This window comes from Pseudoflavonifractor sp. 524-17 (assembly GCF_009935845.1).
GTDB lineage: Bacteria > Bacillota > Clostridia > Oscillospirales > Oscillospiraceae > Pseudoflavonifractor_A.
Genome location: NZ_QWEK01000007.1, coordinates 13,599 through 31,512 on the forward strand (window position 1 = coordinate 13,599; position 17,914 = coordinate 31,512).

Annotated in this window: 18 protein-coding genes; 2 read left to right on the top strand and 16 right to left on the bottom strand. The window is 62.1% G+C overall.

Annotated elements, in window-relative coordinates; translation table 11 throughout:
• Positions 1-12: 12 nt before the first annotated feature.
• The 6 genes from D1159_RS02445 to D1159_RS02470 all read right to left on the bottom strand — a co-directional run bounded on the left by D1159_RS02445 (position 13) and on the right by D1159_RS02470 (position 7,394).
• Positions 13-1,893 (bottom strand): S-layer homology domain-containing protein, encoded by a 1,881-nt coding sequence (locus tag D1159_RS02445; protein WP_243152065.1) that lies wholly within the window; start codon positions 1,891-1,893, stop codon positions 13-15.
• A gap of 15 nt (positions 1,894-1,908) precedes the next feature.
• Positions 1,909-3,132: an ABC transporter permease gene (locus tag D1159_RS02450; protein ID WP_161844117.1), complete on the bottom strand. Its 1,224-nt coding sequence runs from the start codon at positions 3,130-3,132 to the stop codon at positions 1,909-1,911.
• Positions 3,129-3,896, bottom strand: coding sequence for an ABC transporter ATP-binding protein (locus D1159_RS02455; RefSeq protein ID WP_279279989.1), 768 nt, complete (start codon positions 3,894-3,896; stop codon positions 3,129-3,131). Before D1159_RS02455 ends, D1159_RS02450 begins: the two co-directional genes overlap by 4 nt.
• A 3-nt stretch (positions 3,897-3,899) precedes the next feature.
• The gene (locus D1159_RS19970) at positions 3,900-5,741 is read right to left on the bottom strand and encodes an efflux RND transporter periplasmic adaptor subunit (protein WP_161844118.1); all 1,842 of its coding nucleotides are present in this window, start codon (positions 5,739-5,741) and stop codon (positions 3,900-3,902) included.
• Between the two features lie 52 nt (positions 5,742-5,793).
• Positions 5,794-6,423, bottom strand: coding sequence for a TetR/AcrR family transcriptional regulator (locus D1159_RS02465; protein WP_161844119.1), 630 nt, complete (start codon positions 6,421-6,423; stop codon positions 5,794-5,796).
• Positions 6,424-6,794: 371 nt separating this feature from the next.
• Positions 6,795-7,394, bottom strand: coding sequence for a TetR/AcrR family transcriptional regulator (locus tag D1159_RS02470; RefSeq protein ID WP_161844120.1), 600 nt, complete (start codon positions 7,392-7,394; stop codon positions 6,795-6,797).
• Between the two features lie 108 nt (positions 7,395-7,502).
• Here D1159_RS02470 and D1159_RS02475 point away from each other — a divergent pair, with 108 nt between their 5' ends.
• Positions 7,503-8,387: a DegV family protein gene (locus D1159_RS02475; protein WP_161844121.1), complete on the top strand. Its 885-nt coding sequence runs from the start codon at positions 7,503-7,505 to the stop codon at positions 8,385-8,387.
• A gap of 96 nt (positions 8,388-8,483) precedes the next feature.
• On the opposite strand, the gene D1159_RS02480 is transcribed toward D1159_RS02475, so the two are convergent.
• The 10 genes from D1159_RS02480 to yedF all read right to left on the bottom strand — a co-directional run bounded on the left by D1159_RS02480 (position 8,484) and on the right by yedF (position 15,833).
• Complete coding sequence (locus D1159_RS02480; protein ID WP_161844122.1) at positions 8,484-10,082, bottom strand: MBL fold metallo-hydrolase; 1,599 nt, start codon at positions 10,080-10,082, stop codon at positions 8,484-8,486.
• Between the two features lie 165 nt (positions 10,083-10,247).
• On the bottom strand, positions 10,248-10,454 hold the full coding sequence (locus tag D1159_RS02485; RefSeq protein WP_161844123.1) for a PspC domain-containing protein: 207 nt from the start codon (positions 10,452-10,454) through the stop codon (positions 10,248-10,250).
• A gap of 156 nt (positions 10,455-10,610) precedes the next feature.
• Positions 10,611-10,832, bottom strand: a complete 222-nt coding sequence (locus tag D1159_RS02490; protein WP_161844124.1) for a hypothetical protein — start codon at positions 10,830-10,832, stop codon at positions 10,611-10,613.
• 33 nt (positions 10,833-10,865) lie between these two features.
• Positions 10,866-12,053, bottom strand: a complete 1,188-nt coding sequence (locus tag D1159_RS02495; protein WP_161844125.1) for a nucleoside recognition domain-containing protein — start codon at positions 12,051-12,053, stop codon at positions 10,866-10,868.
• A gap of 54 nt (positions 12,054-12,107) precedes the next feature.
• A complete protein-coding gene (locus D1159_RS02500; protein ID WP_161844126.1) occupies positions 12,108-12,911 on the bottom strand; it encodes a helix-turn-helix transcriptional regulator in 804 nt (267 codons plus the stop codon).
• A gap of 106 nt (positions 12,912-13,017) precedes the next feature.
• Entirely contained in the window at positions 13,018-13,356 is a 339-nt protein-coding gene (locus D1159_RS02505) for a hypothetical protein (RefSeq protein ID WP_161844127.1), read from the bottom strand.
• A 184-nt stretch (positions 13,357-13,540) separates the two neighbouring features.
• Positions 13,541-14,299, bottom strand: a complete 759-nt coding sequence (locus D1159_RS02510; protein WP_161844128.1) for a M23 family metallopeptidase — start codon at positions 14,297-14,299, stop codon at positions 13,541-13,543.
• Positions 14,300-14,390: 91 nt separating this feature from the next.
• On the bottom strand, positions 14,391-14,882 hold the full coding sequence (locus D1159_RS02515; RefSeq protein WP_161844129.1) for a SprT-like domain-containing protein: 492 nt from the start codon (positions 14,880-14,882) through the stop codon (positions 14,391-14,393).
• A gap of 91 nt (positions 14,883-14,973) precedes the next feature.
• Positions 14,974-15,234 (bottom strand): DUF3343 domain-containing protein, encoded by a 261-nt coding sequence (locus tag D1159_RS02520; RefSeq protein WP_161844130.1) that lies wholly within the window; start codon positions 15,232-15,234, stop codon positions 14,974-14,976.
• On the bottom strand, positions 15,234-15,833 hold the full coding sequence (gene yedF / locus D1159_RS02525) for a sulfurtransferase-like selenium metabolism protein YedF (RefSeq protein WP_161844131.1): 600 nt from the start codon (positions 15,831-15,833) through the stop codon (positions 15,234-15,236). The genes D1159_RS02520 and yedF overlap by 1 nt, the downstream gene beginning before the upstream one ends.
• 528 nt (positions 15,834-16,361) lie before the next feature.
• Between yedF and rny the strand changes: the two genes are divergently transcribed.
• Positions 16,362-17,906: a ribonuclease Y gene (gene rny / locus D1159_RS02530; RefSeq protein WP_161844132.1), complete on the top strand. Its 1,545-nt coding sequence runs from the start codon at positions 16,362-16,364 to the stop codon at positions 17,904-17,906.
• Positions 17,907-17,914 lie beyond the last annotated feature (8 nt).

Genomic DNA, 17,914 nt, shown 5'->3' on the forward strand with positions numbered 1-17,914 from the left:
CTGGTTCTTCTGTCAAGAGGAGGAACGGGCCAGGATGACGCGGATGCGGCCGCCCTGATCCTGGGCTTTGTCATAGTAGCCGGTGAGGGTATAGCCACCGCCGCTGACCCGGGCGAGGCTGGAGTAGTAATAGGTATCGTCCCGCACCTCGAACACGGCCACCCGCTCTGAGATGTCCAGGGTCTGGTTGCGGTCGGTAAGGGCGGTGTAGCCCAGAATGGCGTCCAGCCGGACGCTGTCCAGATTGGTGATGCGGTCCGGGGCGGATAGGCTGCCCTTGATAACACAGGGACCCTGCTTGAGGTTGTACACCCCGTTGGGGTTGACAATGGGGACCTCCTGACCCGCCACGTTGACCACGTAGCTGCTGGACACCATCATCCCCACGTTAACCTCATTGACGCTGGTGAGGATGCCATAGGTGTGGGTGTCGCCGGTGGCCTCCCGGAGGATGAGGCGCTCAATCTCCCCCTGGGCGTTGGTGGAGCAGAAGCGGACCATGCGCTCGGTGATCTCCAGCCCGGCCAGCCGCTCGGGATAGACCCGCACAGCGGTGTCCTCATAGGTGTCCAAAATCTCCACGTTGGCGGCAAAAGACTTGTTGCCCAGGCGCTTGCCGTCCCGGCTGACCGTGCCGGAGAGCCGGACGGTGGTGGGACGCTTGATTTGCAGCTCCCCGTTCTCCGTGGTAATGCGCACCAGATCGCCGGCGCGGTAGTTGGAGGTGGTGGGATAGCTGTTGACGGCGCCGGAGGTGGTCATAACGGTGATGGTGTGGCGGTTATAGGAGTTGCCCTGGTTGTCGGTATAGGGGCTGTCCGCCACGGCGGTGACAATGCCGTAGGTGGCGGTAATGACGCCGCTCTCCCCGGTGCCCCGCACCGCCGCCACATTGCCGGTGCGGCCCATGAGAAGGGTGACGTTGTCGCCGGTGCGGAACTGGCCTAGATTGCTGAAGGCGAAGGCGGCTTCATTGCTCTCCAGGGCGTAGACCTGGCCGGCCACGGTGACGCTGGCGGGGCTGGAGGTGTTGGGGGCCACGGCCTCCAGGGTGCCGGTGACCTGCTTGGTATAGGCCCACAGGGTATTCATGGGCTTGGACCAGTAGACCACGTCCAGACTCTGGAGGGCGGCCAGGGAGGAGGCCTTCCCGTCCCGATATACCGTGGCGTTGGCCAGGTCGAAGGGGATCTTGGACTGCCAGTTGACGGCGTCGGCCACCACGGGGCCCTCCATGGCGTCATTGACCAAAGCCACCCGGTCGATGACGCCGTCGGCGCTGACCAGATTCTTGCCGGCCTCCAGCACGTTGAGGTAGTACACCCCGGACTTGTTCTTGGTAGTCATCAGGTTGTAGAAGAGGCAGAGCACGTCCCCCCGGGTGAGGGTGCTGTCAGCGGAGGCGGAGATCCCCTCGTCCAAATTCAGATTGCGGTAGGCCGCCATCTGTCCGGCGGGATAGGCCCCAGTGAAGTCGCTGTTCTCATAGCCCAGCAGCTTGAGCACCATGGTGACTCCCTCCGCCAGGGTGATGGAGCTGCCGGGGCGGAAGGTGCCGTCCAGGTAGCCGGAGACATAGCCCGCCCCCACCGCGGCCTGGATATAGGGCGCGGCCCAGTGGCTTTTGGGCACATCGGGGTAGGGGGAGACGCTGGCGGCGTCCCCAGCGCTGTCCCGGAAGGGGGAGGCGGAGATCACCATGCGGGTGAATTCCGCCCGGGTGACGGTACTGCTCAGGTTGAGATTGCCGTTTTGGTCGCCCACCATGATGTCCAGGGCGGCCAGCACCTCGGCGGCCTCCTGCCGGTCAGGCGCCGCGGCCAGGGCTGCCGGCAGCAGTCCCACCGCCAGCGCGGCCGCGGCCAGGGCGGAGAGAATACGTTTTTTCATCATCAGTTGCTCCTTCAATCAGTCGTAACGCAGCGCGTCGATGGGGTTGAGCCTTGCGGCCTTGTTGGCGGGGAGATAGCCGAAGAGGACGCCGATTGCCACGGACACGCCGAAGGCCACGGCGATGCCGTCCAGGGTGGGGACGGCCACAAAGCCGTCGTTGCCGGTGCCCAGGACCACGGCGATCACATTGGTGAGCACGTTGGCCATGATAATGCCCAGCACAATGCCAATGGAGCCGCCGATGGCGGAGGTGGTGCCAGCCTCAATGACGAACTGGCTGCGGATATCCTTACCCTTGGCCCCCAGGGATTTCCGGATGCCGATCTCCCGAGTGCGCTCGGTGACGGAGACCAGCATGATGTTCATAATGCCGATGCCCCCCACCAACAGAGAGATGGCGGCGATGAGCGTGAGGATCATCATCAGCGTGTTGAGCATGGAGTCCATGGCGTCCATCATCTCCGCCGAGGTCATGACCATGTAGTAGTCTGAACTTTGAAAGGTCTGAAACAGCCGGTTTTCCACAATTCCCTTGGCCGCGGAGGCGGTCTCCCGGCTGGTGCTGGTGAAGAGGTAGAAACTGGCGTCGGCCATATTGGACAGCCGCAAAGCGCTGGTGTAGGGCAGATAGACCTTGTCGTCGGCGCTGCCCTCGGCGCTGTCGCCGCTCTCCTCCAGCACGCCCACCACAGTGAAGGGGGCCCCGCCGATGGAGAGGGTCTGCCCCAGGCCGTTGTTCCCAAAGGCCTCCCGGTTCAGGTAGGAGCCGATGACGCACACGTTCTGATAGCGCTCCACGTCGATATACTTGACAAAGCGGCCCTGGGCCAGGGTTTCCCCGTTCATGGTCTGGCCCTTGCTGTTGAAAAAGGACTCTCCCACGCCGTAGATGCTGGTGCGCTTGAACTCGTCCGAGCCGTGGCGGACTTTTGCCGGCGCGCTGACGTAGGGGGTGACGCCGGAGAGGTACTGGGGGTACTTCTCTACCAGGGCGTACATATCCTCCGGCTCAACCGAACGGGAGGAGCCGCCCCCCCGGCCAAAGATCTGGACTTGGATCAGGTTGGCGCCCAGCTGCTCAAACTGGCGGTTCATGTAGTTCTGCATTCCGTTGCCCAGGCTGGTGATGATAATCACCGCGGCCACGCCGATGATGATGCCCAGCATGGTGAGCAGGGCGCGCATCTTGCTGGTGACCAGAGATTTGATGGCCAGGCGGAAGGACTGGGTAAAATTCATACCCCCACCGCCTCTCCGCCGAAGGTGTCGTCCTCGATCTCGCTTTCGTCGTCGTGGGGCTGCACCACCGCCTGGGGATCGCTGGAGTCCCCGTCATAGACGATCCGGCCGTCCTGAAGGCGGACAATCCGGTCTGCCTTTACGGCAATGGAGTTGTCGTGGGTGATGAGCACCACGGTGTCCCCCTCCCGGTGGAGCTTTTTCAGGAAGGAGAGCACCTCCCGGCCGGTGCGGGAGTCCAGGGCGCCGGTGGGCTCGTCGGCCAGAATCACCGACGGCTCTCCCGCCAAGGCCCGGGCGATGGACACCCGCTGCTGCTGTCCGCCGGACAGCTGGCTGGGGAGGTTGCGCCACTTGTCCCGCAGGCCCACCCGCTCCAGGGAGCGCAGGGCCCGCTCCTTCCGCTCCCCGGCGGACAGGCCGGCATAGAGCAGGGGGAGTTCCACATTTTCCAGCACATTGAGCTTGGGGATGAGGTTGTACTGCTGGAAGATGAAACCCAGCATTTTGTTGCGGATCTCCGCCTGCTGGTCATCCTCCATGGTGGACACGTCGATGCCCCCCAGGTGGTAGGAGCCGGAGGTGGGCACGTCCAGACAGCCGATGATGTTCATGGCGGTGGACTTGCCGGAGCCGGAGGAGCCCACAATGGCCACAAACTCCCCCTGGTCGATGGTGAGGGTGACGCCGTCCAGGGCGTGGACGGTCTCCTCTCCCATCTGGTAGATTTTATAGACGTCCTTTAATTCAATGAGATGTTCCAAGGCTTAGCCTCCCATCATCATCTGCATCATGCTGGAGGCCTGATTTTGCTTGAGCACCACGTCGCCCTCCTTCAGGCCGTCCAGGATTTCGATAAAATCCTCGTTGTTGCGGCCCAGGGTGACGGAGCGGGTCTCAATGGTGCCGGGGCTGAGAAGGACGCCGTCCTCGCTGTAGACCGCGTCGGCCCCGGGGACCAGCACCACGCCGCCGCCGGCCCGGTCCACCACGTCCACAGGGACGCACAGGACGTTGCCGATGTGCTCCACAATGATCTTGGCGGACACGTTCATGCCGGGGAGGAGGCCGTCCGGGTCGTCAACCAGCACCGTGACGGGATAGGAGGTAACGCCGTTCACCGTGGCGCCGTTGATGTTCACCTTATCCACCGTACCGGAGAAGACCTGGCCGTCCAGAGCGTCCACCGTGATCTCCACCTTCTGTCCCACTTTAATTTTATTGATGTCCAGCTCGTCGATGTCCATATCGAAGGTGAGAGCGGACAGGTCGTAGATCACGGCGGGATAGTTGGGGGCGGCGGCGCTGGTGGAGGTGGTGCTGTCGATGTTGTCCCCCACGTCCAGGTTTTTCTCAATGACGGTGCCGTCGATGGTGGAGGTGATGGTGTAGTTTTCCAGCTGGTCCTGGGCGTTTTTCAGGGTGAGCTGGGCGTTCTCCACCGCCAGATGGGCGTTGTCCAGGCTGGTACGGGCGTTATCCAGGCTGGTGCGGGCGTTCTCCACGCCGATGCGGGCGTTTTCCACTGCGATGCGGGCGGTTTCAATCTGGGTGGTGATGCTGTCCGCGTCAAAGGAACCCAGGGTCTGGCCGTCGGTGACGAAGTCCCCCTCCTTGACGGAGAGGACCGCCAGCTCGCCGCTGGTCTTGGCCACCACGGTCTTCTGGGCGGCGTACTCGAAGGGGCCGTTGGCGGAGCAGGACAGAGTACCCACGGCGGCGGTGCCGGTGCTCTGGTTGGTGATGACGCCGGGGTTGGACACCGAGATGGTGACGGTGCGGGTGAGGGTGCCGCCGGGGCCTACCTGCTCCAGGGCGGAGATCTCGGTGACAGTACCGATCAGGGACTCGGCGGTGCCGTCCACCACCACGGTGGCGCTCTGCCCCAGGGCGATGCCGGCGGCATCGGCGGAGTGGAAGGGGACCTTCAGCTTCATGGTGGAGCGGTCCAGAATGTCCGCCACCTGGGCCCCGGCCACAATGTTGTCCCCCTCGTCCACGTAGAGGTGGGAGATGATGCCGGTGGCGTTGGAGGTGAGGGTGGCATCCTTGGCGTTGTTATTGATGTTGCGGAAGTTGAGCTCCGCCTGCTCCAGATTGAGCTCCGCCTGCCGGACCCCGGCCTCGGCTTGGCGGACGGCGGCTTCTGCCTGCCGGACCCCGGCCTCGGCCTGGGGGATGGCCAGCTGGGCCTGCTCAATGGCGGTTTCCACGTCCTTGGCGTCAATGCGGAAGAGCAGGTCGTCCTTGTGTATGCTCTGCCCCTCTTCAAAGGGGGCCTCCAGAATCTCCCCCCGGACCAAGGTAGTTACCTTGTAGGAGTTATTGGGCTGGATGGTGCCGGTGCCGGAGACAAAGACGGTCAAATCCTGCATGGAGGCGTGTTCGGCCAGATAGCTGCCCATACCGGCCGTAACAGGTCCCCCGGCGCAGCCCCGCAGGAGGAAGAACACCACCGCGGCAAGGACGGCAAAGGTGACAAGCCGCTTGAGCCATTTGAACCACTTGGGCCGCTTTTTGGGGACAGAGATCTTCTTGGGCGGGGTTTTGCTGGGGGCTTCTGGTTTGGCGGGGGCGGCTACGCCGCCTTTGGTTTCCTTGTTTTCCATAGATATCTCCTTTGTGGGGCCGGACAGGGAGTCCGGACGCCCGGTTTCTATTCTATGTATGCGCCAAAGCCGCGCAGGGGGCGGTCTTGGCGGATATACCCCGTTGAAGCAGGGCCAGCCGGCGTCTCAGAGTGGTTCTGAACGGCTCCGTGCTCTGGGAGAGCAGGGCGCGGACCAGTATGGGGCCGGCGGTGGAGAGGAGCAGCTGGATGGACGCCTCCAGGTCGCCTTCCTCCCGCAGATCCAGGAGCTCTGGGTCCACCATGGCGTACAGGCGGCCGGCGTGACAGCCGGACGGTTTTTCCCGCAGGAACAGATCCAGCTGGAGGTGCTGGTTCAGCCGGAGGATGGACAGCAGATCCTGGTACTCCGGCAGTCCAGCACGGCTGACGGCCAGGTCAAACAGGCGGATCAGCGCGGCGAAAGGATCCCCCTGTGTCTCGCCCAGCAGCGTGCAGATGAGATCCCGGATCTGCTGCCCGTAGAGGGAGATCAGGTAGAGAAACAGATCCTCCTTGTCAGAGAAGTACATATAAAAGCTGCCCCGGGAGATGCCGGCGGCATGGACGATGCGGTTGATGGAGGCATCCCCGAAGGGGACCCGCGCGAATTCGCTCCGCGCGGCGCCGAGAAGCGTGGTACGCTTCTCGGATGGCAGATTGAAAAAGGTACGCTTGGGCACGGCGCTCCCCCCTGTTCCACAGGATATGACAAGCTGTCACATATGATAGAGGACAATCAGAATGCTGTCAACCCGGCAGAGGGCATTGTTCAAAATTTTTTTACGAATCCGCCTTCCCAACAGAGATCATACCCCTTCTACCAGGTGGAAGGTCAAGAGGATTCGCGGAGAAAAATCCGGTTATTATAATACGATAGGAATTCAAAAAAGAAGTACAAGAAAGGGTTAAATTTTTATTAAATTTACAGGAGGCAAAAACGCCCCCGCCGGAGGGGATACCCTCCAGCGGGGGAAAAGACGGCGTCAGCGGGGCGTTCTGATAGAAATTTAGCTGGATTTCCGGGGACAGCTGCTTCTGTGTCTCCTCCATGTTATGGCCTGTTTTGCCGGAAGGCGGCCTGGAAGAGAAGGTAATCCTGCTCCAGCTTGGGCAGGAGGGGATAGGAGCCCTGGTGGATGATCCAGTCCACCACCACCCCCCGGAAGTGGCGGAAGAGGAAATCGGCCATCCACTCCGGGGACTGACCGGAGGACAGGGGGGTGTCCGCCATCAGCTCCGCCAGGCAGCCGCGCATACAGCGCAGGGTGAACCGGCTGGCGTCAATGGACCGGGAGTCGGGGGAGCCCAGCCGCTGCTGGTAGTAGCGGGCCAGCAGCTCCCACCCCAGCCGCTCCATAAAGGCGGCGTAATTGGACAGCAGCAGCCACAGCCGCTGGGCGGGGGGCTCGCCCTCGCGGCCGGCCATGGCCTGCTCCATATAGACGTCCAAAGGGGCGAAGCCCCGCAGGAGCATCTCTTCTTTCGATTTAAAGTGGTGGTAAAAGGCGCCGGTGGTGATACCGGCCCTGTGGCAGATATCCCGCACAGACACCTTGTCAAAGCTGCTGCCCCGGAAGAGCTCCATAGCCGCGTGGAGGATGGCCTGTTCCGTCTGGCGGGCCTGCTCCCGCCGCCGCTGGGCATAATCCATACCAAATACCGCCTTTCTGCTTGACATGGAAGGGGCCGGACCGTATAATAGTCGCATAACGATGTTATGTCATTGGGCATATTATAGGCTGAGAGGATGGAATTGTCAATGGAGGAGCCCTGTTTTGCGCATAATCCGCAGAAAATCGCACTTTTGACCGACTCATGCGCCGATCTCAGCGAAGCGCTGCGGGCGGGAAAGCCAATCTTTACCCTGCCCCTGAAGATCCGCTGCGGGGATGGAGAATTTTCCGACGGCGTGGATATTTTTGTCGGCGATATCTACGCCCGGCAGGCGGCGGGAGAGCTGCCCCAGACCTCTCTGCCGGACGGCGGATCGGTAAAGGAGACTTTGGATCAAATCGCCGCCCTGGGGTATGAGAAGGTGCTGGCCATCCACCTGTCCAGCGGCCTGTCCGGCACGTACAACATGGTTCGGGTCCAGGGCCGGGCCAGGGACGATATGGAGGTTGTGGTCTTCGACTCCCTCAGCGGCAGTCTGGGCATGGGGGCGGTGATCCTCCAGGTGTGGGAGGAGATCCAGGCCGGCGCCCAGTGGAAGGCCCTCGTGGAGGAGCGGGTGCCCTTTTTGCTCCAAAACACCTTCCCCTATTTCTCGGTGGACACCTTGGAATACCTGCAAAAGGGGGGGCGGATTGGCAAGATCGCGGCCTTTGCGGGGACCATGCTGAACATCAAGCCTCTGGTGGGCTTTGCCAAGGACGGCCAGCTGGCCAGCGTGGCCAAGGTCCGGGGCCGCAAGGCGGTGCAGAGCAAGCTGCTGGACCTGGTCCGGGCCAACTTCCAGGAGGGCAGGCGCTATAACCTGGCGGTGGCCAACGGCGGCGCGCCGGAGGAAATGGAGGAGCTGGCCGCAAAAATGCAGGCCGAATTTCCCAACTATGAGCACCTCTGGCGGGGAGAGATTGACGCCACCCTCAGCGTCTATATCAGCACCGGCGTACTGGGCGCGGGGATCCAGTTTGTGGATTGACCTGTGTACAGGCTCAAGCTGGAAAAAGCCGTACCCATAGGAGCAAAAACGGGAGCCGGGCATCGCCCGGCTCCCGTTCTATTTCTGTTCAGCGGCTCAGCGATCCCACTTTTCGATAAGCAGGCGCAGCTGCTCGGCGAACTTGGCCAAGTCCTTGTTGGCGCCGCCCCGGTTGTGGGCGATGACCTCCAGCAGCCGGCGGCCGTTTTCCTCCAGGCGGCGGTAGGCCGGGGAGGCGGAGTCGGACACGTGGACCGGCTTGGGCTCCAGCACGATACCTGGGGCGATCATCTTGCCGGTGAGCAGGTCGTAGACCTCCTCATAGTTGGCGGAGTGGGCGGAGATGCCCCGGTCCCGCAGGGTCTGGGCGTAAATCTCCGTCACCTTGGCCTCGCCGTGGACCACAAAGACCTCCCGGGGCTTGGGGTCGAAGTGGTCAATCCAGCGCAGCAGGCCGTCCCGGTCGGCGTGGGAGGACAGGCCGTGGAAATTGACAATTTTCGCCCGGACGGCAATCTCCTCCCCAAAGAGCTTGACGCTGTGTACCCCGTCCAGCAGGCGGCGGCCCAGAGTGCCCTCCCCCTGGTAGCCCACAAAGACCACCGTACACTGCTCTCTCCAGAGGTTGTGCTTGAGGTGGTGGCGGATGCGGCCGGCGTCGCACATACCGGAGGCGGAGATGATCACTTTGGGGGTGCTGTCCATATTCAAGGTTCTGGACTCCTCGCTGCTCTCGGTGATGTTCAGGTTGGGGAACTGGAAGAGGGCGCCGCCCTTCAGGGCCTCAATGGCCTCCTCATCCAGATAGCCCCGCAGGTCGCCGGAGAAGATCTTCGTGGCCTCGCTGGCCAGGGGGGAGTCTACATAGACGGGGAAGTTGGGCACCGACTTGACCATGCCATGGGCCTTCATCTCCCGGATGAAGTACAAAAGCTCCTGGGTGCGGCCCACAGCAAAGGAGGGAATCACCACGTTGCCCCCCCGGCCCAGGGTCTCGTCAATGATAGCGGCCAGGTCGGCGGTGTAGTCCGCGTCAGGGCGTACGTCATGGTTGCGGTCGCCGTAGGTGCTCTCGGTGAGGACGTAGTCCGCCTCCTTGATGTAGCTGGGGTCCCGGATGATGGGCTGGTCCTTGTTGCCGATGTCGCCGGAGAAGACCAGCTTGCGGGTCTCCCCCTCCTCGGTGAGCCACACCTCTGCGCTGGCGGAACCCAGCAGATGGCCCGCGTCGGTAAAGCGGACTTTGATGCCCGGTTCAATCTCCAGGATCTCGCCGTACTCACAGGTGACCAGATGCTCCAGGGCGGCCTCCGCGTCCGCCACGGTGTAGAGCGGCTCCACCATCTCCTTGCCGGCGCGCTTGCCCTTCTGGTTCTGCCACTGGGCGTCGCTCTCCTGGATGTGGGCGGAGTCCCGCAGCATAATAGACAGGAGCTGGCCCGTCAGGCGGGTGCAGTAGATGTTGCCCTGAAATCCCTGCCGCACCAGCAGGGGGATGCGGCCGGAGTGGTCGATGTGGGCGTGGGTGACGATAACGTCGCTGATATAGCTGGGGGTAAAGTCCAGCTCCGTGTTGTCCCGCTCATCCCGGCCCTGCTGAAGTCCGCAGTCGACCAGGACCTTTGTCCCGTTGCATTCAAAACAGTGGCAGCTGCCGGTAACGGCCTTGGCTGCGCCGAAAAACGTAAGTTTCATGCCCCTGCCTCCTTGTATCATTTGTACAAGAATAATTGTACTATATCTGCCGCGGCTTGTCAAATATGTAGCATGGAAATTATGCCTGCCGGAAAATTTCTACGTTTATCGGGAAAATGCGCCTGTTCTCCGCCAGGCACCTTAGAGTCTGTTTTCAAACAAGGCCTAAGGCTCCGGATAGTACCGGCTCTTGGGGGGCAGGAGCAGGGCGGCCAGCAGATACAGCCACAGGGACAGGCCCTTGAAGCAGACCAGAAGCACCAGAGCGGCGCGGGCTAGGACGGGGTCGATACAAAAGCGCTCGGCGATGCCGCCGCACACGCCGAACAGGATGGCGTCAGGCCCCCGGGTGCGGTATAGCTTTCGATTCATAACGATTCCTCCTCAAATCAGACAGGGGATGTTTGTTGAACATATGGTAGCATACCGGAGTGAAAAGAACCTTTTTTTGTGCTAAAGAAAAGATTAAATTCTGTTAAAAGGAGGGGGAAGAAAATCGGAGGACGCCGGCCCGGCGTCCTCCGATTCTTATCTGTCTGTTTCTAAGGTGAAGTCCTCCTCGTCCAGGCGGCTGAGGTCTAGGACGGCGGGGCGGGGGGGAACCCGCTTGAGGGGGTCGTACCGGAAAGCGCGGCAGTGGCCAGCGGCCTCCACCACACCCTTTTTCTGACACAGGATGGAGCTCCCCTCCAGCTGGGCGCCCCTGGCGCAGTAGGCGCACCGGGGCTCGATATCTTTTTTAAACAGCATGGCGGCGGCCCTCCCCTAAAATTATTGTATTGATTATATCACACCGGACCGGTTGTGAACAGGTTTTTTTCGCAGGGCGGCGGCGGTGAGGAGGAGGAAGAGCAGGAAAGTTACCCAGGCGGACACGGTGGACAGGGTGAGGGTGGTGTGGAAGTCCAAACCGGCCAGATCGTCCACCTGCTCGGCCAGGAGGGAGGAAACCGGCGCCCCCAGAGGGAACAGCCGCACCAGTAAGGCGGTAAAGCCGGCGGCAAAGAGGCCCTGGAGGAATTTCCCGCCCAGGTAGGTGCGCACGGAAAGGCCGCTCCCCCCTAAAAAGGAGAGCACCTGGCAGTGGACGGAGATGCCGGCCCAGCCCAGCATGAAGGCGGCCATGGACAGCCGGCCGGTGAGGCTGCCCTCGCCGGAGAGGGTCCATACGCCGGTGGTCAGCTCCAGCACGCCGGTGAGCAGCCGCTCCGCCCAGGTGCGATCAAAGCCCAGGGGGGAGAGAAGATTGCCAGCCAGAGTGGCCAGGCCAGGCAGCAGGCCGGTGAGGACCAGCAGCCGGACCACCACCGTAAAAAAGACCACAAAAGCGCAGATATTCAGGGCGGAGAAAAAGGAGTTTTTGATGCACTCGGTAAAGGCGGCGGAAAACCGCCTGGCCTGAAACTGGGGACGGCTTCCAGGGGCGGATCCGCCCCCGTCCTCCCCCGCCCGGTAGAAGCGGAAGAGCATCCCCACGCACACCGAGGCGGCGGCATGGGCCAGATAGAGGATGAGGCCCGCCCGGCCGCTGGCGAAGATCCCCGCCCCCACCACGCCCAGAATAAAGGCAGGGCCGGAGTTGTTGCAGAAGGAGAGGAGCCGCTCCGCCTCGGTCTTGGTACACATTCCCTTTTCATACAGGCCGATGGCGGTTTTGGCGCCCACGGGATAGCCGCCCACAAAGCCCAGGGCGAAGGCGGAGGCGCAGGCCCCGCCAACGTTGAAGAGGGGGCGCATGATCCCCTCCAGCAGACGGCCCAAAGCCCCCGCAAGACCCAGCTCCACCACCAGGGAGGAGAGAACAAAAAAGGGAAAGAGGGACGGGATAATGACATTATAGCACAGGGCCAGCCCGCTCTTGGCGGCCTCCATGGTGTCCCTGGGGTAGAGCATCAGGGCCAGGGCGGCGCACAGCAGGGCAAAGCCCAGAATCATGTCCCGTACCCAGGGTTTACCCAGCAGTCGTGACAATCCATCTCACCTCCACACAGGAACACTATGCTCCGGAGAAGGAAACTATGCCGGCTACTGGACCCGCCTCCCGGTGCGATCCCGGAGAAAGGCGGCGAACGCCAAAATCAGCAGTACGAAGACAGACACCCCGTCCCACAGGTCAAAGATGGGCTCGGCAATGAGCCTTGACAGTGCCGCGTTGATAAAAAACAAGAGGAGGAGGGAGAGGAAAAGGGCGGTCCCCAGGGCGGCGAAGGGCCTGGTCCGCCCCAGCCAGCAGAACATCCCGGCGATGAGCCACAGAAACAGCAGAGAGAGAACCGCCATGACGGCGCCGATAGAGAAGACCGCCCCCACGCCGGTGAGGCAGCTGAGCAGCAGCAAAAAGGGGAGGAGAAAGAGGGTGAGCGCGGCCAGACTGCCCTGGATTCCCCGGACGCCCCACGCAATGCTGGGGAGGACGACAGCCCACCCAAAGACCATGGCGCTGACGGGAATAGGGGACCAGGTCAGACCGCCGGACAGGGCGAGATCGCAGATCAGGCACACAAAAATCCCAGTCAAAACCGCGGCGGAGAAAAGGATCGAAATCAGCCTGCGGACCGGTGGGCGGGCCCGCCGCCTCTCCTGGGGCGGGGGAGGAGGCATTTCCACTGGCACTCTGGGGGCTTTTGTTCCACGGAGCAGCTCGTCCCCTGTAAGATCCAGAATCTGGCACAGGTCCAGCATAATAGAGGGATCCGGCAGACATTTCCCCGTCTCCCACTTTGATACGGCCTGATCCGTAATACCCAGTTGTTCGGCCAGCTGAGCCTGGGTCAGATGCTTTTCCTTCCGGCATTGAGCAATCAGCCGGCCAACGTCGCTTTGATCCATTTCACAACGCTCCTTTCTCTCTAAACCTATACCAGACAGCCCCTTTTTTCCAGCAACCACAGGTTGAATCGGGACTCAACCTGTGGTTGGGGAGGCTGAAAAGGCGTTATGGCGTCTGCGGGAGGTCCTCCACCAGGGCGATGAAATAGGCTGCCGTCTCCGCGGGAATTTCCACCGCGGAGAGGGTGTGCTCACTCTGATTATGGTAGCGTGCCAGATACAGGGCGCCGTCCAGGATAAAAAAGCGGTCGCCCCGGAAGTAGATGGCGCCGCCGGTGGGGGCCTGGACACAGTCGAAGGCATCCCAGTCCAGGCGGCGGAAGGTCTGGCCATCGACCTCATATTCCTCCCCGGTGAAGGACAGGCCGCTGGGCCACAGGTCCCCGTAAAAGCCAGCCTGATAGGCTGTGCCGCCAATGATAACCTCGCTGGGCTGGAGAGGCAAGAGCTGGCTGAGCTCCACGCAGCCTGACAGAAAAACCAGCGCCGGAACGGCGAGAAGCGCTGCGGCGTTCCCTTTTTTTACAAGATCTCCCCCTGTCTTCCGGAAACCAGCTCTATTGTAGCACGGCCCTTGCCCCGGTTCAAGGACAAAAAGATCCCGGTTTCATAAGAAACCGGGATCTTTTTCAAACCTCTGGCATATAGCCGGCGGGGTCCACCGGCTGCCCATCCAGATACATGGAGAAATGGAGATGAGCGGCCTGGGCGCTCTCCGCAATGGCGGTTTCGCCCACGGAGGCAATCACGTCTCCCGCCCGTACGGCATCCCCCACCTCCACCTGGGGCTGAGCCATCAGGTTGGCGTATACGCTGACCATGCCGCCGCCGTGGGTGATGGTGACGGTGGTGCCCATGAGGTCGTCCTGCTCCACGGCGGATACGGTGCCGTTGGCGGTGGCCATCACCGGGGTGCCGGGAGAGGCGGCCAGATCCACCCCGTCGTGGGTGCGCCAATCCCCCATGGTCTCACTGTAGGCGAGGGTCTCCACGCTGTAGGGGTGAATGGTCTCCCCCTTCAGCGGCCAGGTAAAGAAGGAGGGCAGGGTGTCCGGCTGGGGGGTGGGTTCCGGGGCGGCGGTGGGCGCGGGGGAGGCCGCCGCCGTCAGGGCGGGTTTGGGAGTGGCCGCTGGCGGCGCGGTGGACGGCATCACCGGCGTGGGCGGAGCCGTCACCGCGGGACACGCGGGGGGAACGCTGTGTTCCGGCGCGGGAGTGACGGTGACTGAGACATAGCCGGATACCGGCTGCTCCGGCTGGGGCGCGGAGAGGGTGGATACCAGATAATAGCCCGAAATTCCTATTGCGGCGACGCAGAGGAAAAGGACTATGTAGAAGCCCTTTTCCGCCATAAAATCGCCAAAGCGATTGCCAAATGACTGTTTCATTGCATTAGCACCTCCGAGCCTATTGTGGTCAGGCCGGGCGGTGTTTATACACGGCTGCGGAAGATTTTTTCCCGGGGCGGCGGGGCGGGGCTCAGCAGCCGGGGGAACACAAAACCAGCGCCCCCCCGCAGGCGCAGCGGTAGCGCTCCGGGTGGCGGGTGAGGTTGGAAGCCCGCATCCGGGGGAAGATCCGGCCGCAGGCATCACAGCGCAGCAGGTAGCGTGCCGGCTTGCCGCCGGTGGGGCCCAGGGCCTGGGGCGGGGAGAGGCGGCTGATCTGGTAGCCGTAGGCGGCGTTCATCCGCTGGGCGTAGTGTTTCCACCGGGGGCCGTGGTTGCGGCAGCCGGGGCAGGTGTGGAGGATTTCGTGGGCCAGCGTCTGGCGGCAGGCCTGCTCCGGGGCGTCCAGCAGCCGGGCGGTGAGCTCAATGGTAAACCGCCCGTCTTTGCAGATACAGCACCCAAACCGGGTGACTGCCCGGCGGTTCACCGCCACATGGGGGTCGATCTGGCTGGAGACGGGAATGCCCAGCGCCCTGGCCTGGGCCAGAACCGCCTGCAAAAGCCGGTCAAAGTCGTTCAAAAGGACTCGCTCCTTCCGTGGGGATAGAAAAAAGGGTTCGACAGCCTGAGGGGACACAGGTTTCCCTGTGTCCCCTCAGCACTAGCAGACCCTAGTCAAGAGATTGGGCGGCGAGCGCTGCGCCCTGTCCGGTAACGCCATAAAAAGCGTACTCCTCCAAAGGGAGGGGGGAGGCGGCCAGCAGCGCCCGGCTCTGGTCCAGATACTCCAGGGGAAAGCGGACGGAGATGCCGCAGCCCCTGGAGATCTCCCGCAGGACAGGCATAATCTGAAAGGGGACCTTGCCCTTGAGGTAGCCCTGGGCCTGAATGGCGCCGTTGGCAGAGGCAAAGGTAATGACGCAGTAGTCCATTATACGGTGATGACCTTTCCGGCCTCCTGCATCTTGGTGACGATGTCGTACATATTGCTCACCGTGCCCACGGCCAGCTGATCGGCAATGTGGTAGAAGTTGAGGCAGGTGCCGCACACCAGAATTTCCACGCCCTTGTCCGCCAGAGCTTTCAGATGCTCCGCCACCTGCTCGTCCCCGGCGGGGAGCTTGACGCCGGCGTTCATAAAGAGGATGGAGCGGGGCAGATCGTCAGACTGGGCCAGGGTGTAGAAAAACATCCGCATCAGGTTGGTGCCCAGCTCCCGGTCGCCGGAGCCGATGATGTCCCGGCCCACGAAGACGGCGTAGCCCAGCTTGGGCAGGGGGGGGGAGTCCGCCGCCGCCTCACAGGCGGGACAGGCCTGGGCGTTTTTGGTGAAGGCCAGGCGGTATACCCCGGCGTCCTCAGTGACGGCGGCGTCGTACCCCTGGTTGCCGGCCAGGCGCTGGAGGTTGCCCACGGCGGTGGTGTTGTCCACCAGGATGGTGAAATCACTCTCCCCGGCGGAAATGGCCTCTTTGGCCATCATAACAGGCATGGGACAGGCTTTTCCCTTGGCGTCAATCGTTCTGGACATAGCAGATTCGCCTCATTTCTTAAATCAGTATCAGTCATTCGGGCCCAAACCCAGCTCCAGCCGTCCGGCTGGAAAAGCAGGCTGCGCCAATACAACCCGATTATAAATTTGCCCCATAAAACTGTCAACCAGGGAAGGACATCCGGCAGGCGGACCGGCGGTGGGATGGGGAGGAAAAGCGGGACGTTTGTGCCGGTTTTCGTCCGAACAGTAATTTTTCATCCCTTTATAATAGTATTCAATAGGAAGGGGCGGAAGCGCCGATAAAGAAGTGCGGGAAGAGAACCAGGGATGTGGAGGGCGGAAAAAAGGGAAAAACAGGCTCCGTCAACAGGAGAACCGGTATGTCGCCTACGAATTTTCTTGACAGAGCGCCCCCTTGGCTCTAAAATAGATTAGGTACGTTTTTTGAAAGACGAGAGGGGTAGTTTTTCAATTATTGTCCCAATGATGCAACGATTATGGAAAACCATCTGCGCGGGGGAAACCCGCGGGTAAAACAAAAAGAAACGGAGGTGTGTTCAAACCTTGATTCCGATTGGTGTATGTGTGATTGCAGTCGCAATCGCGGCTGTAATCTGCTTTTTGGCCGGTGTTATGTGGCGCAAGTCCGTGGCGGAGAAGGAGATCTCCAGTGCCGAGGAGGAGGCCAAGCGCATTATTAACGAGGCCATCAAGGGCGCCGAGAGCAAGAAGCGGGAGGCGCTGGTAGAGGCCAAGGAGGAGATCCTTCAGGCCAGAAACGAGTACGAGCGGGAGGTCAAGGAGCGCCGGGCGGACCAGCAGAAGCAGGAGCGCCGGCTCCAGCAGAAGGAAGAGAACCTGGACCGCAAAACCGAGAACATTGAGAAGAAAGAGGAGCTGCTGCAAAACCGCCTGGCGGAGCTGGAACGGGTCCGGGAGGAAGCGGACACGATCAAACAGACCCAGATGGAGGTATTGGAGCGGATTTCCGGCCTGACCGCCGAGGAGGCCAAGGTTTATCTGATCAACCAGATTGAGGCCGACGTGACCCACGAGGCCGCCATGAAGGTAAAGGAGATTGAGACCCGCTACAAGGAGGAGGCCGACACCCGGGCCAAGGAGATTCTCTCTCTGGCCATTCAGCGCTGCGCCGCCGACCATGTGGCCGAGGCCACTGTCTCCGTGGTTCCCCTGCCAAACGATGAGATGAAGGGCCGCATTATCGGCCGGGAAGGCCGCAACATCCGCACGCTGGAGACGCTGACCGGCGTGGATCTGATTATCGACGACACGCCGGAGGCCATTACGGTGTCCTGCTTCGACCCGGTGCGCCGGGAGATCGCCCGCATCGCCCTGGAGAAGCTGATCCAGGACGGGCGCATCCACCCCGCCCGCATTGAGGAGATGGTGGAAAAGGCCAAGCGGGAGGTGGACGCCACCATCAAGGCCGAGGGCGAGCGGGCCATCTTCGAGACCAACGTCCACGGCCTGCACCCCGAGCTGGTCAAGCTGCTGGGCCGGATGAAGTACCGCACCAGCTACGGACAGAACGTGCTCAACCACTCCATTGAGGTGTCCCATCTGGCGGGCCTGCTGGCCGCGGAGATCGGTGCCAACGTGAACGAGGCCAAGCGGGCCGGCCTGCTCCACGACCTGGGCAAGTCCATTGACCACGAGGTGGAGGGCTCCCACGTCCAGATCGGCGTGGAGCTGGCCCGGAAGTACCGGGAGAACGAGAACGTCATCCACGCGGTGGAGGCCCACCACAACGATGTGGAGCCCCGCACGGTGGTGGCCTGCCTGGTGCAGGCGGCAGACGCTGTCTCCGCCGCCCGGCCCGGCGCCCGGCGGGAGAATCTGGAGAACTATATCAAGCGTCTGGAGAAGCTGGAGGAAGTCACCTCCTCCTTCCACGGGGTGGAGAAGGCCTTTGCCATCCAGGCCGGCCGGGAAGTGCGCATCATGGTCAAGCCCGAGCAGGTGGGCGAGGACCAAATGGTGCTGCTGGCCCGGGAGATTGCCAAGAAGATCGAGGACGAGCTGGAATACCCCGGCCAGATCAAGGTGAACATGATCCGGGAGACCAAGGTTGTGGAGTACGCGAAATAACCGCCCTC

What these genes read in the sequence shown, in the direction of transcription:
- D1159_RS02445 (WP_243152065.1), bottom strand. Translation starts at nt 1,893, where the DNA reads ATGATGAAAAAACGTATTCTCTCCGCCCTGGCCGCGGCCGCGCTGGCG.
- D1159_RS02450 (WP_161844117.1), bottom strand. Translation starts at nt 3,132, where the DNA reads ATGAATTTTACCCAGTCCTTCCGCCTGGCCATCAAATCTCTGGTCACC.
- D1159_RS19970 (WP_161844118.1), bottom strand. Translation starts at nt 5,741, where the DNA reads ATGGAAAACAAGGAAACCAAAGGCGGCGTAGCCGCCCCCGCCAAACCA.
- D1159_RS02470 (WP_161844120.1), bottom strand. Translation starts at nt 7,394, where the DNA reads ATGGATTATGCCCAGCGGCGGCGGGAGCAGGCCCGCCAGACGGAACAG.
- D1159_RS02475 (WP_161844121.1), top strand. Translation starts at nt 7,503, where the DNA reads ATGGAGGAGCCCTGTTTTGCGCATAATCCGCAGAAAATCGCACTTTTG.
- D1159_RS02480 (WP_161844122.1), bottom strand. Translation starts at nt 10,082, where the DNA reads ATGAAACTTACGTTTTTCGGCGCAGCCAAGGCCGTTACCGGCAGCTGC.
- D1159_RS02485 (WP_161844123.1), bottom strand. Translation starts at nt 10,454, where the DNA reads ATGAATCGAAAGCTATACCGCACCCGGGGGCCTGACGCCATCCTGTTC.
- D1159_RS02490 (WP_161844124.1), bottom strand. Translation starts at nt 10,832, where the DNA reads ATGCTGTTTAAAAAAGATATCGAGCCCCGGTGCGCCTACTGCGCCAGG.
- D1159_RS02500 (WP_161844126.1), bottom strand. Translation starts at nt 12,911, where the DNA reads ATGGATCAAAGCGACGTTGGCCGGCTGATTGCTCAATGCCGGAAGGAA.
- D1159_RS02510 (WP_161844128.1), bottom strand. Translation starts at nt 14,299, where the DNA reads ATGAAACAGTCATTTGGCAATCGCTTTGGCGATTTTATGGCGGAAAAG.
- D1159_RS02520 (WP_161844130.1), bottom strand. Translation starts at nt 15,234, where the DNA reads ATGGACTACTGCGTCATTACCTTTGCCTCTGCCAACGGCGCCATTCAG.
- yedF (WP_161844131.1), bottom strand. Translation starts at nt 15,833, where the DNA reads ATGTCCAGAACGATTGACGCCAAGGGAAAAGCCTGTCCCATGCCTGTT.